At 62.2% G+C, this 22,510-nt stretch carries 22 protein-coding genes; 14 read left to right on the plus strand and 8 right to left on the minus strand.

Annotation, left to right across the window (positions count from 1 at the left end):
• Nucleotides 1–50: 50 nt before the first annotated feature.
• Together BFN67_RS12780 and BFN67_RS12785 are read right to left on the minus strand one after the other, a co-directional pair.
• Complete coding sequence (locus BFN67_RS12780) at nucleotides 51–785, minus strand: 16S rRNA (uracil(1498)-N(3))-methyltransferase (protein WP_080919957.1); 735 nt, start codon at nucleotides 783–785, stop codon at nucleotides 51–53.
• A 32-nt stretch (nucleotides 786–817) separates the two neighbouring features.
• Nucleotides 818–1,480: a hypothetical protein gene (locus BFN67_RS12785; protein WP_080919958.1), complete on the minus strand. Its 663-nt coding sequence runs from the start codon at nucleotides 1,478–1,480 to the stop codon at nucleotides 818–820.
• 93 nt (nucleotides 1,481–1,573) lie between these two features.
• On the opposite strand from BFN67_RS12785, the gene BFN67_RS12790 reads away from it, so the two are divergent.
• Both BFN67_RS12790 and BFN67_RS25085 read left to right on the plus strand, forming a co-directional pair.
• The gene (locus tag BFN67_RS12790; protein ID WP_080919981.1) at nucleotides 1,574–2,278 is read left to right on the plus strand and encodes a type 1 glutamine amidotransferase; all 705 of its coding nucleotides are present in this window, start codon (nucleotides 1,574–1,576) and stop codon (nucleotides 2,276–2,278) included.
• A gap of 261 nt (nucleotides 2,279–2,539) precedes the next feature.
• Nucleotides 2,540–2,671: a hypothetical protein gene (locus tag BFN67_RS25085; RefSeq protein WP_280951331.1), complete on the plus strand. Its 132-nt coding sequence runs from the start codon at nucleotides 2,540–2,542 to the stop codon at nucleotides 2,669–2,671.
• Here the strand turns inward: BFN67_RS25085 and BFN67_RS12795 are convergent.
• Genes BFN67_RS12795 through BFN67_RS12805 form a run of 3 tightly spaced genes read right to left on the minus strand, consistent with a single transcriptional unit; the run spans nucleotide 2,644 to nucleotide 5,514 of the window.
• Entirely contained in the window at nucleotides 2,644–3,429 is a 786-nt protein-coding gene (locus tag BFN67_RS12795; RefSeq protein WP_245295251.1) for a metallophosphoesterase, read from the minus strand. The two genes, BFN67_RS25085 and BFN67_RS12795, sit on opposite strands and share 28 nt — an antisense overlap.
• Nucleotide 3,430: 1 nt before the next feature.
• Nucleotides 3,431–4,624: an alpha-hydroxy acid oxidase gene (locus tag BFN67_RS12800; RefSeq protein WP_080919959.1), complete on the minus strand. Its 1,194-nt coding sequence runs from the start codon at nucleotides 4,622–4,624 to the stop codon at nucleotides 3,431–3,433.
• Nucleotides 4,621–5,514, minus strand: a complete 894-nt coding sequence (locus BFN67_RS12805; protein WP_080919960.1) for an FCD domain-containing protein — start codon at nucleotides 5,512–5,514, stop codon at nucleotides 4,621–4,623. The genes BFN67_RS12800 and BFN67_RS12805 overlap by 4 nt, the downstream gene beginning before the upstream one ends.
• A gap of 192 nt (nucleotides 5,515–5,706) precedes the next feature.
• On the opposite strand from BFN67_RS12805, the gene BFN67_RS12810 reads away from it, so the two are divergent.
• The 4 genes from BFN67_RS12810 (at nucleotide 5,707) to glcF (ending at nucleotide 11,211) form a co-directional block, all read left to right on the plus strand.
• A complete protein-coding gene (locus tag BFN67_RS12810; protein ID WP_080919961.1) occupies nucleotides 5,707–7,035 on the plus strand; it encodes a DUF3422 family protein in 1,329 nt (442 codons plus the stop codon).
• A gap of 126 nt (nucleotides 7,036–7,161) precedes the next feature.
• Nucleotides 7,162–8,658, plus strand: coding sequence for an FAD-linked oxidase C-terminal domain-containing protein (locus BFN67_RS12815; RefSeq protein ID WP_080919983.1), 1,497 nt, complete (start codon nucleotides 7,162–7,164; stop codon nucleotides 8,656–8,658).
• A gap of 11 nt (nucleotides 8,659–8,669) precedes the next feature.
• Nucleotides 8,670–9,875, plus strand: a complete 1,206-nt coding sequence (locus BFN67_RS12820) for an FAD-binding protein (protein ID WP_080919962.1) — start codon at nucleotides 8,670–8,672, stop codon at nucleotides 9,873–9,875.
• Nucleotides 9,876–9,885: 10 nt separating this feature from the next.
• Nucleotides 9,886–11,211, plus strand: a complete 1,326-nt coding sequence (gene glcF / locus BFN67_RS12825; protein ID WP_080919963.1) for a glycolate oxidase subunit GlcF — start codon at nucleotides 9,886–9,888, stop codon at nucleotides 11,209–11,211.
• Nucleotides 11,212–11,216: 5 nt separating this feature from the next.
• Here the strand turns inward: glcF and BFN67_RS12830 are convergent, their stop codons facing one another.
• Both BFN67_RS12830 and BFN67_RS12835 read right to left on the minus strand, forming a co-directional pair.
• Nucleotides 11,217–12,131: a bifunctional 5,10-methylenetetrahydrofolate dehydrogenase/5,10-methenyltetrahydrofolate cyclohydrolase gene (locus tag BFN67_RS12830; RefSeq protein WP_080919964.1), complete on the minus strand. Its 915-nt coding sequence runs from the start codon at nucleotides 12,129–12,131 to the stop codon at nucleotides 11,217–11,219.
• Between the two features lie 142 nt (nucleotides 12,132–12,273).
• Nucleotides 12,274–13,029 (minus strand): L,D-transpeptidase, encoded by a 756-nt coding sequence (locus BFN67_RS12835; protein WP_080919965.1) that lies wholly within the window; start codon nucleotides 13,027–13,029, stop codon nucleotides 12,274–12,276.
• 221 nt (nucleotides 13,030–13,250) lie between these two features.
• Here BFN67_RS12835 and BFN67_RS12840 point away from each other — a divergent pair, with 221 nt between their 5' ends.
• On the plus strand, nucleotides 13,251–13,886 hold the full coding sequence (locus BFN67_RS12840; RefSeq protein ID WP_080919966.1) for a DNA-3-methyladenine glycosylase I: 636 nt from the start codon (nucleotides 13,251–13,253) through the stop codon (nucleotides 13,884–13,886).
• Between the two features lie 99 nt (nucleotides 13,887–13,985).
• Here the strand turns inward: BFN67_RS12840 and BFN67_RS12845 are convergent, their stop codons facing one another.
• Nucleotides 13,986–14,246 (minus strand): hypothetical protein, encoded by a 261-nt coding sequence (locus BFN67_RS12845; RefSeq protein ID WP_192856829.1) that lies wholly within the window; start codon nucleotides 14,244–14,246, stop codon nucleotides 13,986–13,988.
• A gap of 258 nt (nucleotides 14,247–14,504) precedes the next feature.
• Here BFN67_RS12845 and hisS point away from each other — a divergent pair, with 258 nt between their 5' ends.
• From hisS to BFN67_RS12880, 7 genes are all read left to right on the plus strand, one after another.
• On the plus strand, nucleotides 14,505–16,091 hold the full coding sequence (gene hisS, locus BFN67_RS12850; RefSeq protein WP_080919967.1) for a histidine--tRNA ligase: 1,587 nt from the start codon (nucleotides 14,505–14,507) through the stop codon (nucleotides 16,089–16,091).
• 23 nt (nucleotides 16,092–16,114) lie between these two features.
• A complete protein-coding gene (locus BFN67_RS12855) occupies nucleotides 16,115–17,236 on the plus strand; it encodes an ATP phosphoribosyltransferase regulatory subunit (RefSeq protein ID WP_080919968.1) in 1,122 nt (373 codons plus the stop codon).
• Nucleotides 17,233–17,940: an ATP phosphoribosyltransferase gene (hisG, locus tag BFN67_RS12860; RefSeq protein ID WP_080919969.1), complete on the plus strand. Its 708-nt coding sequence runs from the start codon at nucleotides 17,233–17,235 to the stop codon at nucleotides 17,938–17,940. The genes BFN67_RS12855 and hisG overlap by 4 nt, the downstream gene beginning before the upstream one ends.
• A gap of 69 nt (nucleotides 17,941–18,009) precedes the next feature.
• Nucleotides 18,010–19,767 carry an AMP-binding protein gene (locus BFN67_RS12865; protein ID WP_080919985.1) on the plus strand — a complete coding sequence of 586 codons (1,758 nt, stop codon included), beginning with the start codon at nucleotides 18,010–18,012 and terminating at the stop codon, nucleotides 19,765–19,767.
• A 95-nt stretch (nucleotides 19,768–19,862) separates the two neighbouring features.
• Entirely contained in the window at nucleotides 19,863–21,149 is a 1,287-nt protein-coding gene (locus tag BFN67_RS12870; protein ID WP_080919970.1) for an RsmB/NOP family class I SAM-dependent RNA methyltransferase, read from the plus strand.
• Between the two features lie 81 nt (nucleotides 21,150–21,230).
• On the plus strand, nucleotides 21,231–21,689 hold the full coding sequence (locus BFN67_RS12875) for a PaaI family thioesterase (RefSeq protein WP_080919971.1): 459 nt from the start codon (nucleotides 21,231–21,233) through the stop codon (nucleotides 21,687–21,689).
• Nucleotides 21,690–21,775: 86 nt separating this feature from the next.
• The gene (locus tag BFN67_RS12880; RefSeq protein WP_080919972.1) at nucleotides 21,776–22,453 is read left to right on the plus strand and encodes a 5'-methylthioadenosine/S-adenosylhomocysteine nucleosidase; all 678 of its coding nucleotides are present in this window, start codon (nucleotides 21,776–21,778) and stop codon (nucleotides 22,451–22,453) included.
• The last annotated feature ends 57 nt before the right edge of the window (nucleotides 22,454–22,510 follow it).

The raw sequence follows: 22,510 nt of genomic DNA on the forward strand, positions 1-22,510 counted from the left end.
GAGCCACGTATCAAGCGGATTGATCGTGTGCATTGTCTTGCAGTGTTGACTCACCAATCGCCCTTTGTTGCCTGTATGAGCGCCAGAGCAGCGACGGCCGCCGTATCGGAGCGCAGAATGCGGGGCCCAAGCGGAACGGCGGTGACGAAAGCTAAGGTGCGCAGCATTTTGCGCTCCTCCTCCGAGAACCCGCCTTCGGGGCCGACCAGAAGACCGAGCCTGTTTTCCGTGATCGCCTGCAATGTTGGCATCGGATTGTTGGTATCGGCGTCTTCGTCGCAGAAGATCAGGCGTCGCTCCGGCTCCCATCCAGCAAGTAATCGGTCGAGTTTCAACGGGGGCCGCAGTTCGGCCAGGGCAAGGATACCGCATTGCTCGGCGGCTTCCGTCACATTGGCGGCAAGCCGGTCCATGCCGGGTTTTGTTACCTGCGTATGTTGCGTGATGACCGGTTGCAGGATGCCTGCGCCCATTTCGACCGCCTTCTGGACCATATAGTCGAGCCGGCCCTGCTTCAGCGGCGCAAAGCAATAGACGAGATCCGGAGCAGGTGGCTGAGGCCGCTGCTGGCTGGCGACAATCAATCGCACGGCCTTCTTGCTTTTACTGTCGATTGTCGCCAGCCACTCACCATCGCGGCCGTTGAACAACAGCACTTTCGCGCCCTCGGCCAGCCGCAGGACATGGGCGAGATAGTGGCTTTGCTGAGGATTTGCTTCCACAACCGCTTGGCTGGCAAGGTCGTTCGGCACATGGAGCCGCTGCAATCGGTAATTGGCGCGCATCGCCGAGCAATGCGATACACGAAAGCCCGGCGTCAAGCCTCTGCTGTCGAATGCCAGACGGGCCGATAACCTTGGGCAAGTACGGCCAGCGTGGCTGCCGGGGTCAGGATGCGAAGCGGACGCTTTGCCAGTGCGCTTGGTTCGACGCCAGGGATATAGCCCGAAAATGACCAGCGCAGCAGCTTTGCGGACCGCAGTGCATAGGCTGCTTCACCATCGGCGATCATCGCCCCGTCCGGCAGGCTGGCGAGCCTGTCCAAGGCGATGATTGGCGGTGTGCCGCCGGAGGCAAGCCGCTCCTTGTGAAGCCGGGCATCCAGCGTCGGTGCGCGCGGTTCTTCGGCATGGCATGCGCGCCCGAACAGCATGAGAAAATCCTTTGCCCGTTCGCGGCGGCAGAAGAAACAAGGACGATGCCCGGCGGCCAGCGCGGTGACTTCATCGAGAAAGAAAAGCTCGGTCCATCCGGGCAGACCCCGGCCATCAGGGCCACCGGGCCGGTTGCGGCCCATTGGCACGCGCCTGCGGCTCTGGAACTCACACAAGCAGATGAGCCATGCCTGCGATGCCCAGCGTCTTCTCAACAGCGTCCTGGTATCCGGATCGTGGATGATGCCGCGATTGCCGGTGAACAGGCCGCGCTCGGTTACGGCATGAATTGCGCCGAACGGATCGATGCGATTTTGCAATGGCATATGATTTTCCCTTATTTCGCGGCGGCTCTCATGTTGGCCGACCTCGCCGCGCCATGGTATCGCTCGCCCAATTCTTTTCTGTCAGGAATGGCGATGCGTGTCCTCGTTGTCCAGAATTTCGATGATACCGGCTTGGGACAGGTTGGTACGGCACTGACCGAGGCGGAGGCCGAAGTCGATCTGCGGAAACCCTATCTGGGCGATGCCCTGCCGGCGGATGGCGCAAGGCATGACGGATTGATCATTCTGGGCGGTGGCCAGAATGCGCTCGCCGACGAAACCCATCCTTATTTTCCGGTCCTACTTGGGCTGATACGCGATTTTGCGGCCCGCGATCATGCCGTACTCGGAATCTGTCTGGGCGGCCAGTTGGTCGCCCGCGCCTTCGGCGGAAAAAACCAGATTGGCGGAGCAACCGAATTCGGCTGGCAACGGATCGCGCTGACGGACGCAGCCAAAATCGATCCGGTGCTTGCAACTTTGCCGCAACAATTTCCGATCTTCGAATGGCATGACGACACGTTTTCGCTGCCGGACAAAGCGGTGAAACTTGCTGAAAGCGGTGGAGTGTCGAACCAGGTGTTTCGAATCGGCCGCGCCGTTTACGGCTTCCAGTTTCATTTCGAAGCCGACTGCAAACTGGTTCGAACTTGGAGCGATATATTTGCGGACTTTATTTGCTCTCACCATCCTGATTGGGCAGAACGTCTTGACGGTGAAATGGCTGTAAACGGCCCGGAGGCTGATGCCGCAGGTCTCGCCATTGCCCGCAATTGGGTGGCCGCCATAAGGCGGTAAGGCAACGCCGCGTGGCAAATTTGGCACGGCCGAAAAAATCCGCGGTGGATAGTGTTTTTATCGCTTGGGTTGTGTCCGCTTCCCGCTCTAGAAGGCCGCCGGGATCACGGCGTGCGGGACCTGTGGCCTTGGCGACACAGGCGCCGAACAATGACTGCCAAAGCGAGAAATCGCTGAAACTTTATCACAAATTTTGAGTTTCAACGCATTGGTAACGCGCCTGTGCTGATGTGTGAAAGGCTATAACAAGAGATGACTTCCGTGAAAGCAGCATTGTTGTCCTTCGCCATGCTGGCCTCCATCGTGATGTGCGGCCTCGGCATTTATGCTGCCGATTCCGCCAACGATCATCATGCAGTTGATGGTTACGGCGTTACCGCTGCGCTACGCTGAAAAACGCCGTCATTCGTTGCTGACAGGATACGCTTTTTCGCGCCATTTACAGCCAATGCCGTGAGTCGGCCTGTCTCATAGGCGCGCGTATCGACGTTGATACGGTTGCGGCGCAATTCGGCTTCCGACGCGGGTGTGTGGCCGTGGACGACAACTTTTGTATAGTTGTCGTCATTGTCGAGGAATTCGTCGCGAATCCAGATCAGATCGTGGATGCGCTGCCGGTCGAGCGGGCGACCGGGCCGGATACCGGCATGGCAGAAGAAGAAATCGCCGAAAATCACCGAGAAATCCAGCGCCCGCAGGAAAATCATGTGAGCGTCGGGAATGGCGGACAACAGATCGGCGTGGTCTTCCTCCAGCGTCGGGGCCGAATAAAGCTCCACGCCATAGGAGCGTGCCGTCTCGACGCCGCCGAAATTCAGGAAAAGCTGACCCCTGGCGGGGTCTTCGAGAAAACCGAGAAAGCCGACATCGTGGTTGCCGGCCAGCATGACATTGCGGGCATCGCGCTTTTGCGCGGCGACCAGAAAATCGAGCACGCCCTTGGAGTCAGGGCCGCGATCGACATAGTCGCCGAGATGCACGATACGCCAGTCCGCGGCCTTGCCCTCAAACAATGCCAGTTCGATTTCCGCGGCGATGTGGTGGTGCATGGCGGCCAGAAGGTCGAGCCGGCCATGCACATCGCCGATGGCGTAGAGCAACGTGCCGTCGGGGCCACGCGCCTGAGCCAGATCGACCGTCCGTTCCGGCACGCTACTTCCCGGCCTTTGCCGTTGCGGCCTTGCGCTTTTCGGCGGGCAGCGGGCGGTCCGGCCGATAAAGCATGTCCTTGCCGGCCTCGCGGATATCGCGCTTGCCGCACAAGGCCAGCGTCGTATCCAGTTCCTTGCGGATGATCTCCAGCGCCGTGGTCACGCCGGCCTTGCCGCCGGCCCCCAGCCCATAGAGGAACGGGCGGCCGATATAAACGCCTTTGGCGCCAAGGCAGAGCGCCCGCAGCACGTCCTGCCCGGATCGGATACCGCCATCCATGTGGATTTCGATCTTGTCGCCCACGCCGTCGGCGATCTCCTCCAGCACCGAGATCGACGACGGCGCGCCGTCAAGCTGGCGTCCGCCATGGTTGGAAACGATAATCGCATCGGCGCCGCTTTTGGCGGCCATGACCGCATCCTCCTTGTCGAGAATGCCTTTCAGGATCAGTTTGCCGCCCCAGCGTTCCTTGATCCATTCGACGTCCTTCCACGACAGTTTCGGGTCGAACTGCTCATTGGTCCATGCCGACAGCGACGACAGGTCCTTCACGTCCTTGGCGTGGCCGACGATATTGCGGAAGGTGCGGCGCTTGGTGCCGAACATGCCGAGGCACCAGCCCGGCCGGATCGCCATGTCGATGATGTTGGGAATCGTCATCTTCGGCGGCGCGGTCAGGCCGTTGCGCACATCCTTGTGGCGCTGGGCGAGAATCTGCAGGTCCAGCGTCAGCACCAGCGCCGAGCATTTCGCAGCCTTGGCACGGTCGATCAGGTTGAGCACGAAATCCTTGTCGGTCATGACATAAAGCTGGAACCAGAACGGCTTCTTCGTCACCGACGCGACGTCCTCGATCGAACAAATGCTCATGGTGGACAGCGTAAACGGCACGCCGAATTCCTCGGCCGCCTGCGCCGCCAGCATTTCGCCATCGGCATGCTGCATGCCCGTCGATCCGGTCGGGGCCAGCGCCACCGGCATCGACACAGGCTCACCGATCATGGTCGAGGCAAGCGAGCGGTTGGTCATATCCACCAGAACGCGCTGGCGCAGCTTGATCTTGGAGAAATCCTCCTCGTTCGCCCGATAGGTGCTCTCCGTCAGGGCGCCGGAATCGGCGTAGTCGAAGAACATTTTCGGCACGCGCTGGCGCGCGCGCTGTTTCAAATCGTCTATGGTCAGAAGCATGCTCATGGTCTGGTTTTTCCGGTCTTGAATATGGGGCTGGTTTCGGATGCCGGGTCGGCTTCGGGCACTGGTCCGCGCTCGTTCAGATCGCGTTTTCTCAAAGGGCCGGGCTTCAAGGAACCGACATCGCCGGCGCGCTGCCTCAGCCGCAGCCGGGATACGCGCTGCCAGTCGTCACTGCGCACGGCTTCCGCCATCGAGCGTTCGACATAGGCAATGTGATCCATTGCCGCCTTGCGGGCACCGGCCGGATCGCCGGCTTTCACGGCTGCATGGATGGCGCGATGCTGCTTCAGCAATTCTTCGCGCGCGCCGGGCAGCGAGAAGATCAGCAGCCGGTTCTGGAAGACGCCTTCCGACAGGAGCCGGTAGCAGGAGCGCAGCGTGTGCAGCAGGATGATATTGTGCGCGCATTCGCCGACCGCGTGGTGGAATTCCACGTCGATCCCGGCCTCGTCCTCGAAATCGCCGGTGCGGTAGGCCTCGTCCATGCGTGCCATGATGCCGTCGAGCAAGGCGAGATCGTCGGCGGTGGCCCGCCGCGCCGCATATTCGGCCGCTATCCCCTCGATTTCACGGCGATATTCCAGATAATCGTGCGCGGCCTTGGGCTGGCTGGCGATCAGGTCCATCACCGGCTTGGAAAAGACCTCGCCGATAATGTCGGCGACATGGGTGCCGCCACCGTGTCTCGTGACGAGCAGCCCGCGCGCTTCCAATGATTTCAGCGCATCGCGCAGGATCGGCCGCGAGACGTCGAATTGCCTGGCGAGTTCGCGCTCGCCCGGCAGCCGGTCGCCAGCCGACAAGACGCCTTCGAGGATCAGCGTCTCGATCTGGCCGATCACCTCGTCGGCGGTGCGTGAATGCTCGATCCTGGAGAAGATGTCGCCCAAGAGCTTGCTCTATGAGTGGAAGAATGGCGCTGAATATAAAGATATGACCGCAAAGTGGTCAATTTATTTATCCAATTATCATCATAATTATCGTCGCAAAAAGCTTTCGATTGCACGATTCCCGTTTGCGCATGCCTCCGTTCGGTTTTACAGGGCAGTCGTTACGCAGGCGCAGGAGCCGGGGGAACAGCCGTGTCCGACGACCCAAGAAGCCTCGAATTCGTGTCACGCGCCACTGGCAGCGTGCTGGGCTTTCCAGCGCATGAAGGACGCCCCGGCGCGCTTGGCGAGGTTCATTCGCGTCCCCATCCGTTGATTGAAACGCCGCGTGTGCTGGTGCAACTGGCCTTCGTGACCGAGGCCGGCGCCAGCGTCGATCATGCCGTGCTTTCGGAATTGTCGCGCCGCCTGGGCATCGCCGCGCCCGACCGGCAGGCCAGGCATCATGCGATGAAATGGGGCAAGGGCTCGCTGAGCTGGGAGCGCCACACCGAGTTTTCCACCTATCTGTGGCAAGGGCCGCTTGCCGAGGCCGCCAAGGCGCAGGAGGCCTCGCCCTTCGGCAATGGGTTTTCGCCACCGGGCACGGTGATTTCCGGTATCAGGCTGGAAATCCGCAAATGGACGGCAGCCAGCGAAAAGCTGATTGCCCGCTTCGACCAGAGCAGCCTGTGCTATTCGCTGGTCGAGAGCGGCAAGGCGGCGATCGCCACCGATTTCCGGCAGGATGGCGACGGGCTGACCCGCATGCTCGTTCTCGACCGTGGCCTGACGCCGACGCGCATGGGTGCGCTTTCGCAACGCCTGATCGATGTCGAAACCTATCGCACGCTGGCGATGCTTGGCCTGCCGTTGGCGCTGTCGCTCTCGGGCCGCGCACGGCGCATCGAGGATCGCCTCGCCATCATCACGCGCGAGATCAAGGCGGCCGAAACCCGCGATAACCAGACATTGCTTGCCGATCTTACCGAACTGGCCGCCGAGTTGGAGGCCGACGCAGCGTCCAGCCTTTATCGCTTCGGCGCCAGCCGTGCCTATGACGGCATTGTGCGCGAGCGCCTTGAGGCGCTGGAGGAGCAGGCGGTGCCCGGCTACGACACATGGGGCGGCTTTTTGCAGCGCCGCGTCGCGCCGGCCATGCGCACCTGCCGGTCGGTCGAGGAGCGGCAGGCCAATCTGTCGCGCAAGCTGACGCGGGCAACGACGCTGCTGCGTACCTGGGTGGATGTCGAGATGGAGCAGCAGAACCGCGACCTGCTCGCCTCGATGAACAACCGCGCCAGCCTGCAACTGCGTCTCCAGCAGACCGTCGAGGGCTTGTCCGTGGCGGCCGTGTCCTATTACGTCGTCGGCCTTATCGGCCATATGATAGAAGGCGGCACCGAGATATTCGGCCACGAACTGGACGCTACGCTCATCACCGCCGCCTCGGTGCCTGTCGTCGTGCTTTTGGTGTGGTGGGCCGTGCGGCGCATTCGTCATTCCCATGCGGAACGGGAACAGCCGCCAGCGTCACATTGACGCTACGGAACCTTGGGCGCATATCACCAATGATTTCGACCAAGGCATGATTTGCCAGCGGTGCCGCCAACTGGTAAATGCTTTTTACCAGTTGTTTTGTCGCTGCGGCCCACGAAAGGCATCGTCATGTCCGGACTCGTCCTGCCCAAGCCGGATGCGGCCACGCTGTCCCGCCGGGCGGAGATCGTTGCCGATATGCGCATCATCGTACCGGGCGAAGGCGTGGTCGATGCCGTCAGTGAAATGCGGGCCTTCGAGAGTGACGGGCTCACCGCCTATCGGCAATTGCCGCTTGTCGTGGTGCTGCCGGAAACGGTGGCGCAAGTCGCGAAAATCCTCAAATACTGCAATGAGCGGACTATCCGCGTCGTGCCGCGCGGCTCCGGCACTTCGCTATCGGGTGGCGCGCTGCCGCTTGAGGATGCGGTGTTGCTGGTGATGAGCCGATTTAACCGCATTCTGGAGATCGACTACCCCAATCGCGTTGTCGTCGCCCAGCCGGGCGTCACCAATCTCGGCATTACCACCGCCGTCGAGCAGGAGGGCTTTTATTACGCCCCCGATCCGTCCTCGCAGATCGCCTGCTCGATCGGCGGCAATGTCGCGGAGAATTCCGGCGGCGTGCACTGCCTGAAATACGGGCTTACCGCCAACAACGTTCTGGGCATCGAGATGGTCTTGATGAATGGCGAAATCCTGCGCCTCGGCGGCAAGCATCTCGACGCCGAAGGCTACGATCTGCTCGGCGTGATGACCGGATCGGAAGGGTTGCTCGGCGTCGTCACCGAGGTGACGGTGCGCATCCTGAAGAAGCCGGAAACGGCGCGGGCGCTTTTAATCGGTTTTCCAAGCAGCGAGCAGGGCGGCCAATGCGTTGCCGATATTATCGGCGCCGGCATCGTTCCGGGCGGCATGGAGATGATGGACGGGCCGGCCATTCGTGCCGCGGAGGACTTCGTCCATGCCGGCTATCCGCTGGACTGTGAGGCGCTCCTGATCGTGGAACTGGACGGGCCTGCGGTCGAGGTCGATCATCTGATCGGCGAGGTTGAGGCGATTGCCTTGCAGAACGGCTCGACCACCTGCCGCATTTCCCAGTCGGAAGACGAGCGGCTGGCGTTCTGGGCCGGGCGCAAGGCCGCGTTTCCGGCAGTCGGGCGCATCTCGCCGGACTATTACTGCATGGACGGCACCATTCCGCGCAAGGAACTGCCCAAGGTGCTGGCCGGCATGAAGGCGTTGTCGGAAAAATACGGCCTCGGCGTCGCCAATGTCTTCCATGCAGGCGACGGCAATCTGCATCCGCTGATCCTTTACGACGCCAACAAGCCCGGCGAACTGGACAAGGCCGAGCAATTCGGCGCCGATATCCTGCGGCTGTGCGTGCGTGTCGGCGGCGTGCTCACCGGCGAGCATGGGGTGGGCGTCGAAAAGCGCGACCTGATGCCGGAAATGTTCAACGAGACCGATCTCGACCAGCAGATGCGGGTCAAATGCGCCTTCGACCCCAACCATCTGCTCAATCCGGGCAAGGTTTTCCCGCAACTTCGCCGCTGCGCGGAGCTTGGCCGCATGCATATCCATGCCGGCAAGCTGCCTTTTCCGGACATTCCGAGGTTTTAGGTTTTCCTCACATGACCACCTTCACCCCCGCCACAGCCGAAGACGTTCTCGCCACGGTGCAATGGGCCGTTGCCGATGAGGCGCCATTGGAAATCCTCGGTCATGGCTCGAAGCGCGCCATCGGCCGTCCTGTGCAGACCGGGCATATGCTCGATCTTTCCAAGCTTGGCGGCATTACGCTCTATGAACCGGAGGAACTCGTACTGTCGGCGCGCGCCGGCACCCCATTGGCTGAAATCGAGGCGCTTTTGGCCGCACACGGCCAACAGCTTGCCTTCGAGCCTGCGGATTACGGCCCGTTGCTGGGCGGGGAAGCCGAGCGCGGCACCATTGGCGGCGTGCTGGCGACGAACCTTTCGGGTCCGCGACGGCTGAAGGCAGGGGCGGCGCGCGACCATATTCTCGGCGTTCATGCCGTTTCGGGCCGGGGCGAGGCGTTCAAGTCCGGCGGCCGCGTGGTCAAGAACGTGACCGGCTACGATCTCCCCAAGGCCATGGCCAATAGCTGGGGCACGCTGGCCGTTCTCACCGACGTTACCTTCAAGGTCTTGCCGGCGGCGCAAACGGAAGTCACGCTCGCCATACGCGGCCTGCTGGACGAGCATGCCGCGGCGGCCATGGCACTGGCGCTTGGTTCAAACGCGGAGGTGTCGAGCGCGGCGCATTTGCCCTATCCGGTGGTGACGCGCCTTGCCGAAGGCCATCTTGGCCGCGAGGCGGCGACGCTGCTACGGGTCGAAGGGTTCGGGCCTTCGGTTGCCTATCGCATCGGCAAGCTGAAGGATTTGCTGAAAGATGCGGGGCCGCTGGAGGAGATTTCCGGCGAGGCGTCGCCGGCGCTGTGGCGTGAAATCCGTGATTGCGTGCCCTTTGTCGGCTCGGACAGGCCGCTGTGGCGGGTTTCCATGGCACCGGCCGACGGTCACCGCATGGTGATGGCGCTGAGGATGCAGACGGCGGTGGAAGCCTTTTATGACTGGCAGGGCGGGCTGATCTGGCTTTCCATGGCGCATGGTGAGCCGGAGGCCGACCTTGTGCGGGCGATGATCCGCAAGTTCGGCGGCGGCCACGCCACCTTGATGCGCGCGAGCGAGGCCCAGCGCGCGGCGCTCCCAGTGTTCGAGTCGCCATCGCCGGCGCTTGCCGCGCTGGCGGCGCGTCTGAAAGCCGAATTCGATCCGAAAAACATTCTCAATCCCGGCCGCATGGCGGCGTGAGGCGGACGCGATGCAGACCAATTTCACCGAAGCGCAACTCGCCGATCCACATGTCGCGGAATCGGAGGCGATCCTGCGCAAATGCGTGCATTGCGGCTTTTGCACCGCCACCTGCCCGACCTACGTGACGCTCGGCAACGAACTGGACAGCCCGCGTGGCCGCATCTATCTCATCAAGGACATGCTGGAGAACGGTCGCGCCGCTGACCGCGAGATCGTCACCCATATCGACCGCTGCCTGTCCTGCCTTGCCTGCATGACCACATGCCCGTCCGGCGTGAACTACATGCACCTGGTCGATCATGCGCGCGCGCATATCGAAAAGACCTGGCGCCGCCCGCTGCCCGACCGGCTGATCCGCGCATTGCTGGCTTTCGTGCTGCCCTATCCGGTGCGATTCCGCACCGCATTGAAACTGGCGAAACTCGGACGGCCCTTTGCCGGCATGTTCGAAAAAGCTCCGGTCCTGAAACCATTGGCCGCCATGCTGAGACTTGCACCCAGCACGGTGCCGGCCATGTCGTCTGCCGCGAAGCCCGGCGTTCACGGCGTGCAGGGCAGGGCCAAGAAGGGGCGCGCCGCCATCCTCACCGGTTGCGCGCAATCGGTGCTGGAGCCGGGCATCAACGAGGCGACGATTTCCCTGCTCAACCGGCTCGGTGTCGAGGTCGTGGTGCCGCAAGGCGAAGGCTGCTGTGGCGCGCTGGTGCATCATATGGGGCGCGAGGAGCAGGCGCTAGCTTCGGCGCGCCGCAATGTCGACGCCTGGATGCACGAGATCGACAATGGCGGGCTGGACGCCATCGTCGTCACCGCTTCCGGTTGCGGCACGACGATCAAGGATTACGGCTTCATGCTGCGGCTCGATCCGGCCTATGCCGAAAAAGCGGCCAAAGTGTCGGCGCTGGCAAAGGACATCACCGAATATCTGGCTGGGCTGGAACTGCCGGAGCCGGTTCTAACGCCCGGCACGGTGGTCGCCTATCATGCGGCGTGCTCCCTGCAGCATGGCCAGAAGATAACGCGCCAGCCGAAAGCCTTGCTCGCCAAAGCCGGATTCGTGGTCAGGGAGCCGCGCGAAGGGCATCTGTGTTGCGGCTCGGCCGGCACCTACAACATTCTCCAGCCGGAGATTTCCGCGACGCTACGCGACCGCAAGGTCAGGAATATCGAGGCGACCGGCGCGAAAATCGTCGCCGCCGGCAATATCGGCTGCATCACGCAGATTGCGTCCGCCGTCCGGCTGCCGGTGGTTCATACGGTGAGGCTGCTCGACTGGGCCTATGGCGGCGAGAAACCGGCAGGCGTGGCGGAACCTGCCGTCAGCGCCCGATAGAAAGGTTATTCAGCGGCCAGCTTGTCGTTCGCGCCGAAGGTGGTGCGATAGAGCGCCCGCTGCCGGTTCAGCGCAACCATGGTGTTGCGCAGCAGGATCGCCACGGTAATCGGCCCGACGCCGCCCGGCACCGGCGTGATCCACGATGCGACGTCCTTCACGCTTTCGGTGTCAACATCGCCGACAATGCGGTTCTTGCCATCAGGCCCGACTTCGGAATTGATGCCGATATCGATGACGGCGGCGCCGGGTTTGACCATGTCCGCCTTGATCATGCGCGGCTTGCCGACCGCCACGAAAAGAGCGTCGGCGCGTCTGGCATGCGCCGCGACCGAACGCGTCATGTGGTGGCACACCGTCACCGTCGCGCCCTCGCTCATCAGAAGAAAGGCGATCGGCTTGCCGACGATCTCGGAATGGCCGACTACCACCACTTCCAGCCCCTTCAGGTCGAGGCCGGTTTCCTTGAGCAGTTCGACCGAGGCCGCCGCCGTACACGGCGCAAGGTCAAGCTGGTTGTAGACGATGTTGCCGATCGAGGCGGGATGCATGCCCTCGACATCCTTGAGCGGATGGATGGCCGCCTGGATCGCCTTGATCGGGATATGCGCCGGCACCGGGCGCTGCACGATGATGCCGGTGACACGCGGGTCGGCATTCATGCCGTGGATCGCCGCTTCCAACTCGCTGGCCGTGATATCGGCTTCAAACCGCCGCTCCTCGAAGCCGATGCCGGTAAGTTCGGCTTTGGCCTTCTGGTTGCGGACATAAACGCCGACTGCCGCGACGTCGCCCACAGTGATCGACACCAGCTTGGGTGGAAATCCTTCGGCGGTAGCGGCGGCGGCATCGGCCTTGACTTCGGCCATGATACGTTGGGCGACCGGGCCGCCTTTCAGGTAGCGTGTATCGTCGGACATGAAACGAAACCCCAAAAAGAAAGGAGATGTTGCCGTGGCTTCTGCCACGTTACAGGGAAAAACGAAAGGGCGACGCGGTAGTCCGCGTCACCCTTTTGCGACCGGCCACTTTCGCGGCCCGTCCCCCGTTGCTGTACCTTCATTACATGACTACGACCGTTGTGCCAACCGCTACGCGCTCGTAAAGGTCTATGACGTCCTCATTGCGCATGCGGATACAGCCCGACGACACCGCGCCGCCGATCGTCCAGGGCTGGTTGGTGCCGTGGATACGGTAAAGCGTGGAGCCCAGATAAAGCGCCCGCGCACCGAGCGGATTCTGGATACCGCCGGCCAGATAGGTCGGCAGATAGCGGCCCTTGGCCTTTTCGCGGGTGATCATTTCGGCCGGCGGGCGCCAGTCCGGCCACTCCCGCTTGGCCGAAACCTTATGCGTGCCGGACCATTCGAAGCCGGGCTTGCCGGTGCCGACGCCATAACGCCGCGCCTTGCCGCCCTTCTGTACCAGATAGAGAAAATTCTCATGCGTATCGATGATGATCGTGCCCGGCTTCTGCTTGCCGTCATATTTGACTTCATGCGGCAGATAGATCGGGTTGATGCGCGGCCGCATCACCACGCGTTTGGTGGACCGCTGCACGGCGGCGGTGCGCGTCCTGTCCGGTTGAACCCGAACCGGGGCCGTTACCGGCTGCGCGCGCCGCGCGCGCTGTTGGCGCGTCTGTGCCTCGCGCCGCAAGGTTCCACCCGGATAGCCAAGTTGCAAAAGCCAGGGTGCAGAAAGGTCGGGGCTGACCATGACCGGAGGCCGTTCGGCATAGCGGTCATTGGCCATGGCTTGCGGCGCTAGAGCCAGCATAGCGGCCGCGCCAAGCAGGCAGGATAAGGTTTTCATCATCGCAATGCTCTCAACAAAATTGCCTCGCGCTCTGAAAACGGGTGGTTTCCCTCGCGCCCGCCGCCATGTTGACGGCGGCCTGCAACTGAAAGGTGAATCGCGATTGCCTAAAATGCCGCTTTGTCAGGAAAGTTTTCGGTGTGGTTATCGGGCGGTTCAGGAATCTGGTAAAGCCGTCGTTAATGCCTCGCTAGGCGCGTTAGGAATGGGGGATTTCAGCAATGACTGACGAAACGGGTCTGCTGGCCGGACCAGACGGCGCGTTGCGTTGCGCATGGCATGCCAACCTGCCGGATTACCTTGCTTACCACGACAATGAGTGGGGCAGGCCGATGGCCGAGGACACGCGCCTGTTCGAAAAGATATGCCTCGAAGGTTTTCAATCCGGCCTTTCCTGGCTCACCATCCTGCGCAAGCGCGAAAATTTTCGCGAAGCCTTTGACGGATTCGAGATCGACCGGGTCGCCGAATTCACAAACAAGGACATCGAGCACCTGCTCGGCAATGCGGGCATCGTCCGTCATCGCGGCAAGATCGTCTCCACCATCAACAACGCAAGGCGCGCGCGTGAAATGGCCGACGAGTCCGGCTCGCTTGCGGCCTGGTTCTGGCGGTTCGAACCCGGCCCGGACGAGCGGCCAAAGGTGGTCGATGTCGCGCATATGCGCGCCAACCCGACCACGCCTGTGTCGGTGCGCATGTCGAAGGAACTGAAGAAGCGCGGCTGGAGCTTTGTCGGCCCGACCACGGTCTATGCCTTCATGCAGGCGATGGGGCTGGTCAACGATCACCTGGAAGGCTGCAAATGCCGGCAGCCGATCGAGAAAGAGCGAAAGGCGTTCAAACGGCCTCGATAGAGCTTGCCTCACGAAAGTGGTTGCCGGTTTCGGGATAAAGGCATGCTCAAACAAAGAGCTTGCCTCACGAAAGTGGTTGCCGGTTTCGGGGTAGAGTTCCTACGCGCCGCGGCCGGTCAGGAACAGCCCGAAAATGATGGCAAGCATGGTGGCGAAGGCCGGATAGATCACCAGCAGGCCGGTGACGAAGGTGGCGCTGAGTTCCGATCCGCCTTTGGGCGGGGCGACCTCGAACGGGCCGGTCATGCGGCTTGTGGTATCGCTGCGTCCGGTAGCGGGGCGCAACGCGGCAGGATGAGCGTCGCTGTGGCCCGAAACGGTCGTATGGGCGATCCGCCGGTTCGTCAGAGGGGCAGCCATGGCCAAAATCTCGGAAGCCATTGTTTATGAATGCAATATTTCCGCCGATTGTGTCGGCACCATGCCGCGATGATGGCGAAATTGTTTCTATCGGAGGCATAGTTAAGATTTTATCCTTTCGGCCGCCGCCGCTGCGCGGCGCGCGGAAGTCTTGCCGCTGACTACGCCATCGGTTAGGACACCGGCGCAGCCGCCCGTATCCGCCCGGATCGCAGGCCGGCGCGCGTATTGGACAATCCTGACCGCAGAGTGGATCGCATGGCCGCAAGATCGGAAAAGATGAAGGCACGGCTGCCGCGCGGGCTGGTCGATCGCGGTGCCGACGACATTCGCGCCGTCGAGAAGATGGTTGCGACGATCCGCGAGGTCTATGAGCTTTACGGCTTCGAGCCGGCAGATCAGCCGCTGATCGAATATACCGACGCGCTGGGCAAGTTTCTGCCGGACCAGGACCGGCCGAACGAAGGTGTTTTCTCCTTTCAGGACGATGACGAGCAATGGCTGTCGCTGCGCTATGACCTGACCGCGCCGATGGCGCGCTATGTCGCGGAAAATTACGAGCGCCTGCCAAAGCCGTTCCGCAGCTATCGTTCCGGCTGGGTGTTCCGCAACGAAAAGCCGGGGCCGGGGCGCTTTCGCCAGTTCATGCAGTTCGATGCCGATACAGTGGGAACGCCGGGCGTCGCGGCGGACGCCGAAATGGCGATGATGATGGCTGACGTGATGGAAGCACTCGGCATCAAGCGCGGCGACTATGTTATCCGCGTCAACAACCGCAAGGTGCTGGACGGAGTTCTTGAAGCGATCGGGCTGGGCGGCGACGAGAATGCGGGACGGCGACTGACGGTGCTGCGGGCCATCGACAAGCTGGACAAGGTTGGCGCCGATGGCGTGCGCGATTTGCTCGGCAAGGGCCGGCTGGACGAGAGTGGTGATTTCACCAAGGGTGCCGGGCTTGATGAGAAGCAAATTTCGCGGATCGAGCCGCTTTTAGGGCGATCAGCTTATACGGGCATTTCCAATTCAAGAAGCAAAGTACGGCCACTTGTCGGGCGCGATATGGCCGAGGACGATATTTTATGGGTCGAGAATTCGATCGGTTCAATCGAAAACGCCCGCTTAAGTGTGGTCGATAGTGCGGTAGGATGCGCTGGTGTTGATGAATTGGAGCAGCTTTATCATCTGTTTGAAGCTGCGGGTTATGGGCCAGACAGGATTGCAATAAATACATCTGTCGTGCGCGGCCTCGAATACTACACCGGCCCGGTCTATGAGGCCGAATTGCTGGCCGAAATTCCCAATGAGGAGGGAAAAATCGTGCGCTTCGGCTCGGTTGGCGGCGGCGGCCGTTATGACGGGCTGGTGTCGCGCTTCCGTGGCGAGCCGGTGCCGGCGACGGGATTTTCCATCGGCGTTTCGCGCCTGATGACGGCATTGAAGAACCTCGGCAAGCTGGACACGTCCGACGTGATCCAGCCGGTGGTGGTTCTGGTCATGGACAAGGATACGGAGAGCCTTGGCCGTTATCAGAAAATGGTGGCGGACCTGCGCAAGGCAAAAATCCGCACCGAAATGTATCTCGGCGGCGCCGGCATGAAGGCGCAGTTGAAATATGCCGACAGGCGCGGTTGCCCGGTCGCCGTCATTCAGGGCGGCGACGAGCGCGCCAATGGCGAGGTCCAGCTCAAGGATCTGATCGAAGGCGCAAGGCAGGCAAAGGCCATCGCCGATCACGCCGAATACAAGGAAGCGCGTCCCGGCCAGGTGACTGTGAAAGAGGCCGACATCGTTGCCGAGGTGCGCAAGATTCTCGACGCCCAGAAGGCGGACAGGGAAGGGGAATAAACAGCTTTGGATACCGCCTCCCCATGACCACCCGCTACCCCGCCATTACCGCCGATGTGCGGAAGCTTTTCGTCGAGCGTGGTGCGGCCATGGTCGAGGTGGCGGTGTTGCAGCCGGCCGATCCGTTCCTCGACATGGCGGGCGAGGATTTGCGCCGCCGCATCTTCCTCACGGAAAGCGAGACGGGGGCAGCATTATGCCTGAGGCCGGAATTCACCATTCCCGTCTGCCGTGACCACATCGCGAGCCAGGCGGGTACACCGCGCCGTTATGGCTATCTTGGCGAGGTTTTTCGCCAGCGCCGCGAGGGCGGCAACGAGTTCTTTCAGGCCGGCATCGAGGATCTTGGCGATCCTGATATTGCCGCAGCCGACGCGCGCAGCGTCGTCGATGCGCATGCGCTGGTGGCCATGGCGCTGCCCCACCTGCGATTGACTGTCACGCTTGGTGACCAGGGCATATTCGAGGCCGTGTTGGCCGCGCTTGGCCTGCCGCGCGGCTGGCGCATGCGCCTGGCGCGCGCTTTCGGCTCTCGCGCCATGCTGGAGGCCGCCCTTGCCGATCTCGCCAATCCATCGCGCAACGGTCGCCTTGGCGGGGAGGCCGCGCTGCTTGCGGCGGATGGCGATGTCGAAGGGCTTGCTGCCCATATCGAAGCGAACATGGACAAAGCAGGGCTTTCGCCATCCGTGGGGCGCGCACCCGCAGACATTGCGCGCCGCCTGATCGAGAAGGTGCAACTGCGCAGCGTCAGGCTGTCCGACGAGGCGTTTGCCGCGCTCAAGGCCTTCCTCGCCATCGACGTGCCGTTGGCGGGGGCTGGTGCGGCCCTGTCGGCCTTTGCGGCCAGCACGGGGCTTTCGTTCGATGCGGCACTGGAAAATTTCAGCGCCCGCACCGTGGCTATCGCCAGCCATGGCCTGAATATGGACGCGGTTCGCTACGACGCGGCCTTTGGCCGCCCGCTCGATTATTACACCGGGCTGGTTTTCGAGATCGCGGCGCAAGGCGAGGCCGGCGTGCTGGTCGGCGGCGGCCGTTATGACCGCCTGCTGACCCTGCTTGGCGCAAAGGCGACCATTCCCGGTGTCGGCTTTTCGGTCTGGCTCGACCGCATCGAGACGTTGCGGGAGGGCGCGCAATGATCGTGCTTGCTCTGCCCTCGAAGGGCCGGCTGAAGGAACAGGCGCTCGAAATTCTCGCCAAGGCGGGACTGACCGTGAACCTGCCCGAAGATACGCGTAAATATCATGCGCGCATCGCGGAATTTCCCGAAGTCGAGATCGCCTTCCTGTCTGCCTCGGAGATTGCCGGCGAGATTGGCCGGGGCGGGGTGGACCTTGGCGTCACCGGCGAGGATCTGGTGCGTGAAAACCTTGCCGATTGGGAAGAGCGGGCGGAGATTGTCGCACGGCTCGGCTTCGGCCATGCCGATGTCGTGGTGGCGGTGCCCGATGCCTGGCTCGACGTCGACACCATGGCCGACCTCGATGACGTGGCAGCGGATTTCCGCTCGCGGCACGGGAGGCGGCTGAGGATCGCGACGAAATACTGGCGGCTGACCCAGCAATTCTTTTCGGGCAAGCATGGCATACAGGTCTATCGCATTGTCGAAAGCCTCGGCGCCACGGAGGGCGCCCCGGCAGCCGGCTCGGCGGACATTATCGTCGATATCACCAGCACCGGCTCCACCTTGCGCGCCAACCATCTCAAGAAGCTGACTGACGGGCTGGTCCTGCCCTCGCAGGCCTGCCTGGTCGCATCACGTAAGGCTCGTGCGGCAAATGATGCTGCGCTGCTGGACGAGGTTGTCGCCAGGGTGGGCGCTGCGCTTTTATCTCGACCATAGGGGGATATTCGCAAGGCTGCACCGCTGTTAGGCTGGCAGTCCTGGATGTTTCGCGAGGAGGAAGCGGCCATGGCTCTCAATCTCAACGAACTGAACAATGCCACTCATCTTCGCGGCCCTGCCGGGTTCATCACGCCGGTCGACGGCATGTCGCATGTGGTAGGGCAGCATTCCACCCCGCTTCTGGAAAAGACCATACCACAGGTATTCGCCGAGACGGTGAGCGCCTATGGCACGCGCGATGCGGCGGTCTTTGTCGAGCAGGACAAGCGCTTTTCCTGGGATGAACTGGCCGAAACGGTGGATGCCTTCGCCGCGGGCCTGTTGGCGCTCGGGCTGGAAAAGGGCGACCGTGTCGGCATCTGGTCGCCGAACCGCTGGGAATGGCTGGTCACGCAATTCGCCACCGCCCGCGTCGGCATCATTCTGGTCAATATCAACCCGGCCTATCGCATGGCCGAACTGGACTATGCGCTCAACAAGGTTGGTTGCAAGGCGCTGGTCACGGCAGCGAGTTTCAAGTCGTCGGACTATCTCGGCATGCTGGCGAAGCTCGCGCCGGAACTGGCCGAATCGGAACCGGGAAAGCTCAAATCCGCGCGCCTGCCGCGCCTGGAGATCGTCATTCGCGTCGGCGAGGACAACACGCAAGGCATGTTCAATTTCGGCGATGTGCTGGCCATGGCCGGGCGCGACGAATATGAGCGGCTGGATGCGATTTCGGATTCGCTCGACAACAACGATCCGATCAATATCCAGTTCACGTCCGGCACGACGGGTTCGCCCAAGGGCGCGACGCTGACGCATCGCAACATTGTCAACAACGGCAATTTCGTCACCTCGACCATCAAGCTGACAGCCGAGGACCGGCTGTGCGTTCCAGTGCCCTTCTACCACTGCTTCGGCATGTCGATGGGCTCGATGGGCTGCGTGACCAAGGGCGCGGCGATGGTGTTTCCATCCGAGGGTTTTGACGCTGGCGCCACTTTGACGGCGCTGGCGCAGGAACGCTGCACCGGCCTCTACGGCGTGCCGACCATGTTTGTCGCCATGCTCGACAACCCCGATTTTTCCCGATTCGACCTTTCCAGCCTGCGCACCGGCATCATGGCCGGTTCGCCTTGTCCGATCGAGGTGATGAAGAAGGTGATCTCTCTCATGCATATGGGGCAGGTGACCATCGCCTACGGCATGACCGAAACCAGCCCGGTCTCGTTCCAGAGCGGTGTCGATGATCCGCTGGAAAAGCGGGTTTCGACGGTCGGGCGCATCCAGCCGCATGTCGAATGCAAAGTCGTCGATACCGACGGAAAGACCGTTGCGGTCGGTCAGTCGGGCGAGCTTTGCACGCGCGGCTATTCGGTGATGAAGGGCTATTGGCAGGATGAGGAGAAGACGGCCGAGGCCATTGACGCGGAGGGCTGGATGCATACCGGCGATCTCGCCACCTTCGACGCCGAAGGCTACTGCAACATTGTCGGGCGGGTGAAGGACATGGTGATCCGTGGCGGCGAGAACATCTATCCGCGCGAGATCGAGGAGTTCCTCTACCGCAACGGCCGGATCAAGGAGGTACAGGTGTTCGGCGTGCCGGACGAAAAATATGGCGAGGTCATCGCCGCATGGATCGTGAGAGTTCCGGGCCAGACCCTGACCGAAGAGGAGGTCAAGGCGTTCTGCGAAGGGCAGATCGCCCATTACAAGGTGCCGCGCTATGTGCGTTTCAAGGACAGCCTGCCAATGACGGTGACGGGCAAGCCGCAGAAATTCCTGATGCGGGAGGCAATGATGCAGGAACTGGGACTGGCGGAGCAGAAGACGGCTTGATGTGAAAAGGTGCGTTCCGCCGCGCGCTTGGCTTGTGCCGCTTGCCCGCGCACTCTACAGGAACAGCTCATTCGAACGGCACCGGCAAGGATAGCATGAGACTGGGCGGAAGGCTGGCAGCGGCCATCGAAGTGCTGGACGACATCCGGCAAAGGCACCGGCCGGCGGCTGAAGCGTTGAAGGATTGGGGGATTTCGCATCGCTTTGCCGGCGGCGGCGACCGCGCGGCGATTGGCAATATCGTCTATGACGGTTTGCGCCGCAGGCGTTCCGCAGGCTGGCTGCTTGGCGATGATACGCCGCGCGCCGTTGCCTTCGGCGCTCTTCTTCTTGAATGGGGCCGTACGCCGCAGTCCCTGAATGCCGCCCTTGACGGTGATCGCTTTGCACCGCCGCCGTTGAGCGAAACGGAATTGCAGGCGATTGACGCTGCAAGTGCCGGTGATGCTCCACCGGAAGTGCAGGCGGACGCGCCTGACTGGTGTGTGCCATTGCTGATGGAAAGTTTCGGGGCCGAGTGGGTCGAGGAGAGCGCCGGGCTGGCCGCCCGTCCACCGCTCGATATCCGGGTCAACACGCTGAAGTCCGAGCGGACCAAGGTCCTGACCGAACTGGCCTCTACTGGTGCGGTCCCTTGTGCGCTTGCGCCACAGGGCATCCGCATTGCGCCGATCGCGGGTGGCGGACGCCATCCCAACGTGCAGGCCGAACCGGCTTTCCAGAAAGGCTGGTTCGAGGTGCAGGATGAGGGTTCCCAGATTGCCGCGGAACTGACGGCGGCGACGCCTGGCCAGCAGGTGCTCGACTACTGCGCCGGCGCCGGCGGCAAGACGCTGGCCCTCTCGGCGATGATGCAGAATCACGGGCAGATTTATGCCCATGATGCTGAGAAGCAGCGGCTGGCCCCCATCTTCGACAGGCTTCGCCGCTCCGAAAATCGCAATGTACAGGTGATTTCAAAGCCGGCGGAACTGTCGGCCCTTACGGGGCATATGGATCTGGTCGTGGTCGACGCGCCTTGCACGGGCAGCGGCACATGGCGACGGCGGCCCGACGCGAAATGGCGGCTGGCACGCCGGCAACTCGATGCGCGCAAGGCCGAACAGGCGGGAATTCTCGATACAGTACGCGAATTCGTCAAGCCCGGCGGGCTTCTCGCCTACATTACCTGTTCCGTTTTCGAGGAAGAAAACGACGGCCAGATCGCCGTCTTTCGGGCGCGACACAGCAATTTCGTTCCGGTCGATCATGGCATGCTTTGGAATGCACATTTCCCAGGCAGGCAGGACGCCGCGCGAATGTTGGAGAACGGCATCGCGCTTTCGCCTGCGCGGAGTGGCACGGACGGGTTTTATTTCTGCGCCCTTCGTCGGCATGCCTGACGCGCCTTCCGTGCTTTGTATGGCCGTTGCTCGTTCCCGCGGCCTCTGCAATAAGCTTTTTTGGCAGCGGAGATATGGCCAATGAGCGCCAAGCGGATACCGGCAGCGAACTTCGAGGAACGCGTCAGGGCGTCCTTCGTCCGTCAGCAGGCGATGGCGACGATTGGTGCTGAACTCACGCTGGTGACGCCGGGCATCGTCGAGATCGAGATGCCTTATTCGGCAGCGCTCACCCAGCAGCACGGTTTTCTCCATGCCGGCGTGATCTCTACGGCGCTCGACTCGGCCTGCGGTTATGCGGCGTTTTCTCTCATGCCGGAGAATGCCGGCGTTCTGACCATCGAGTTCAAGGTGAACCTTCTGGCACCGGGCCGTGGCGAACGATTCCTGTTTCGCGGCAGTGTCACCAAGCCCGGCCGCAACATCATCGTGGCAGACGGACAGGCCTATTCGCTGGAGGCGGACGGCGAGGCCAAGCTGATCGCCACCATGACCGGCACGATGATGACGGTTGTCGGTCGGGAGGAAGTTCAGGGGTGAGGAGCGTTCGGCTGAAAGCCGACTAAAAGCCACTAAATGGGCTTTTCTAGCGACGAAGCCCGGAGCCATAGCGGAGGGCAGGCGCGATGAAAACTTCTGTCAGGATGGGCGGCAAGGACGTTCTGTTCGTTATGGCCGCGGACGCCGAATACGGCCCTCATCTCAAACGTCTGTTTGTGCCGCTGATGACGGGTGTCGGGCCGGTGGAGGCGGGAGTTCGCCTCGGTGCTGAACTCTCATGGCTGAAAGCAGAGCATGCGCTGCCCGATCTGGTTGTCAGCCTCGGTTCAGCCGGCTCGCGCACGCTTGAACAAACCCACATCTATCAGGCGGTGTCCGTTTCCTATCGCGACATGGACGCTTCGCCGCTTGGCTTTGCCAAGGGCGCTACGCCCTTCCTCGATCTGCCGGCCGTGGTTCCGTTGCAGCTTCGCATTCCTGGTATTGCCGGGGCGAGCCTCTCCTCCGGCGCGGGCATTATCTCCGGCGGCGCCTATGATGCGATCGAGGCCGACATGGTCGATATGGAAACCTATGCCTGCCTGCGCGCCTGCCATTTGTTCGATGTTCCATTGATCGGGCTGCGCGGCATTTCCGACGGTGCGGCCGAGTTGCGCCATGTTGGCGACTGGACCGAATATCTCCATGTTATCGACGAACGGCTGGCCGAGGCTGTGCTGCACTTGGAGCGCGCGTTCACTTCCGGCGAAATGAAGCTGGATGAGCCGCAGGAGAAGCCCGATCTCAATGGGCCGGCGCTTTAGGCCGCGTCGCGGCATTTGAGCCCATTGCACCGACTCGACTTTGTCTTTAAAGGCCCG

Origin of the sequence: Manganibacter manganicus, from assembly GCF_002075885.1 — a bacterium.
GTDB classification, from domain to species: domain Bacteria; phylum Pseudomonadota; class Alphaproteobacteria; order Rhizobiales; family Rhizobiaceae; genus Mesorhizobium; species Mesorhizobium manganicum.

Excerpts from the sequence above, each read along its gene's own strand:
- BFN67_RS12875 (WP_080919971.1), top strand. The coding sequence starts at position 21,231 with ATGAGCGCCAAGCGGATACCGGCAGCGAACTTCGAGGAACGCGTCAGG.
- BFN67_RS12790 (WP_080919981.1), top strand. The coding sequence starts at position 1,574 with ATGCGTGTCCTCGTTGTCCAGAATTTCGATGATACCGGCTTGGGACAG.
- BFN67_RS12855 (WP_080919968.1), top strand. The coding sequence starts at position 16,115 with ATGACCACCCGCTACCCCGCCATTACCGCCGATGTGCGGAAGCTTTTC.
- BFN67_RS12880 (WP_080919972.1), top strand. The coding sequence starts at position 21,776 with ATGAAAACTTCTGTCAGGATGGGCGGCAAGGACGTTCTGTTCGTTATG.
- BFN67_RS12820 (WP_080919962.1), top strand. The coding sequence starts at position 8,670 with ATGACCACCTTCACCCCCGCCACAGCCGAAGACGTTCTCGCCACGGTG.
- BFN67_RS12865 (WP_080919985.1), top strand. The coding sequence starts at position 18,010 with ATGGCTCTCAATCTCAACGAACTGAACAATGCCACTCATCTTCGCGGC.
- hisS (WP_080919967.1), top strand. The coding sequence starts at position 14,505 with ATGGCCGCAAGATCGGAAAAGATGAAGGCACGGCTGCCGCGCGGGCTG.
- BFN67_RS12840 (WP_080919966.1), top strand. The coding sequence starts at position 13,251 with ATGACTGACGAAACGGGTCTGCTGGCCGGACCAGACGGCGCGTTGCGT.
- BFN67_RS12845 (WP_192856829.1), bottom strand. The coding sequence starts at position 14,246 with ATGGCTGCCCCTCTGACGAACCGGCGGATCGCCCATACGACCGTTTCG.
- hisG (WP_080919969.1), top strand. The coding sequence starts at position 17,233 with ATGATCGTGCTTGCTCTGCCCTCGAAGGGCCGGCTGAAGGAACAGGCG.
- BFN67_RS12815 (WP_080919983.1), top strand. The coding sequence starts at position 7,162 with ATGTCCGGACTCGTCCTGCCCAAGCCGGATGCGGCCACGCTGTCCCGC.
- glcF (WP_080919963.1), top strand. The coding sequence starts at position 9,886 with ATGCAGACCAATTTCACCGAAGCGCAACTCGCCGATCCACATGTCGCG.
- BFN67_RS12785 (WP_080919958.1), bottom strand. The coding sequence starts at position 1,480 with ATGCCATTGCAAAATCGCATCGATCCGTTCGGCGCAATTCATGCCGTA.
- BFN67_RS12835 (WP_080919965.1), bottom strand. The coding sequence starts at position 13,029 with ATGATGAAAACCTTATCCTGCCTGCTTGGCGCGGCCGCTATGCTGGCT.
- BFN67_RS12800 (WP_080919959.1), bottom strand. The coding sequence starts at position 4,624 with ATGAGCATGCTTCTGACCATAGACGATTTGAAACAGCGCGCGCGCCAG.
- BFN67_RS12830 (WP_080919964.1), bottom strand. The coding sequence starts at position 12,131 with ATGTCCGACGATACACGCTACCTGAAAGGCGGCCCGGTCGCCCAACGT.
- BFN67_RS12870 (WP_080919970.1), top strand. The coding sequence starts at position 19,863 with ATGAGACTGGGCGGAAGGCTGGCAGCGGCCATCGAAGTGCTGGACGAC.
- BFN67_RS12780 (WP_080919957.1), bottom strand. The coding sequence starts at position 785 with ATGCGCGCCAATTACCGATTGCAGCGGCTCCATGTGCCGAACGACCTT.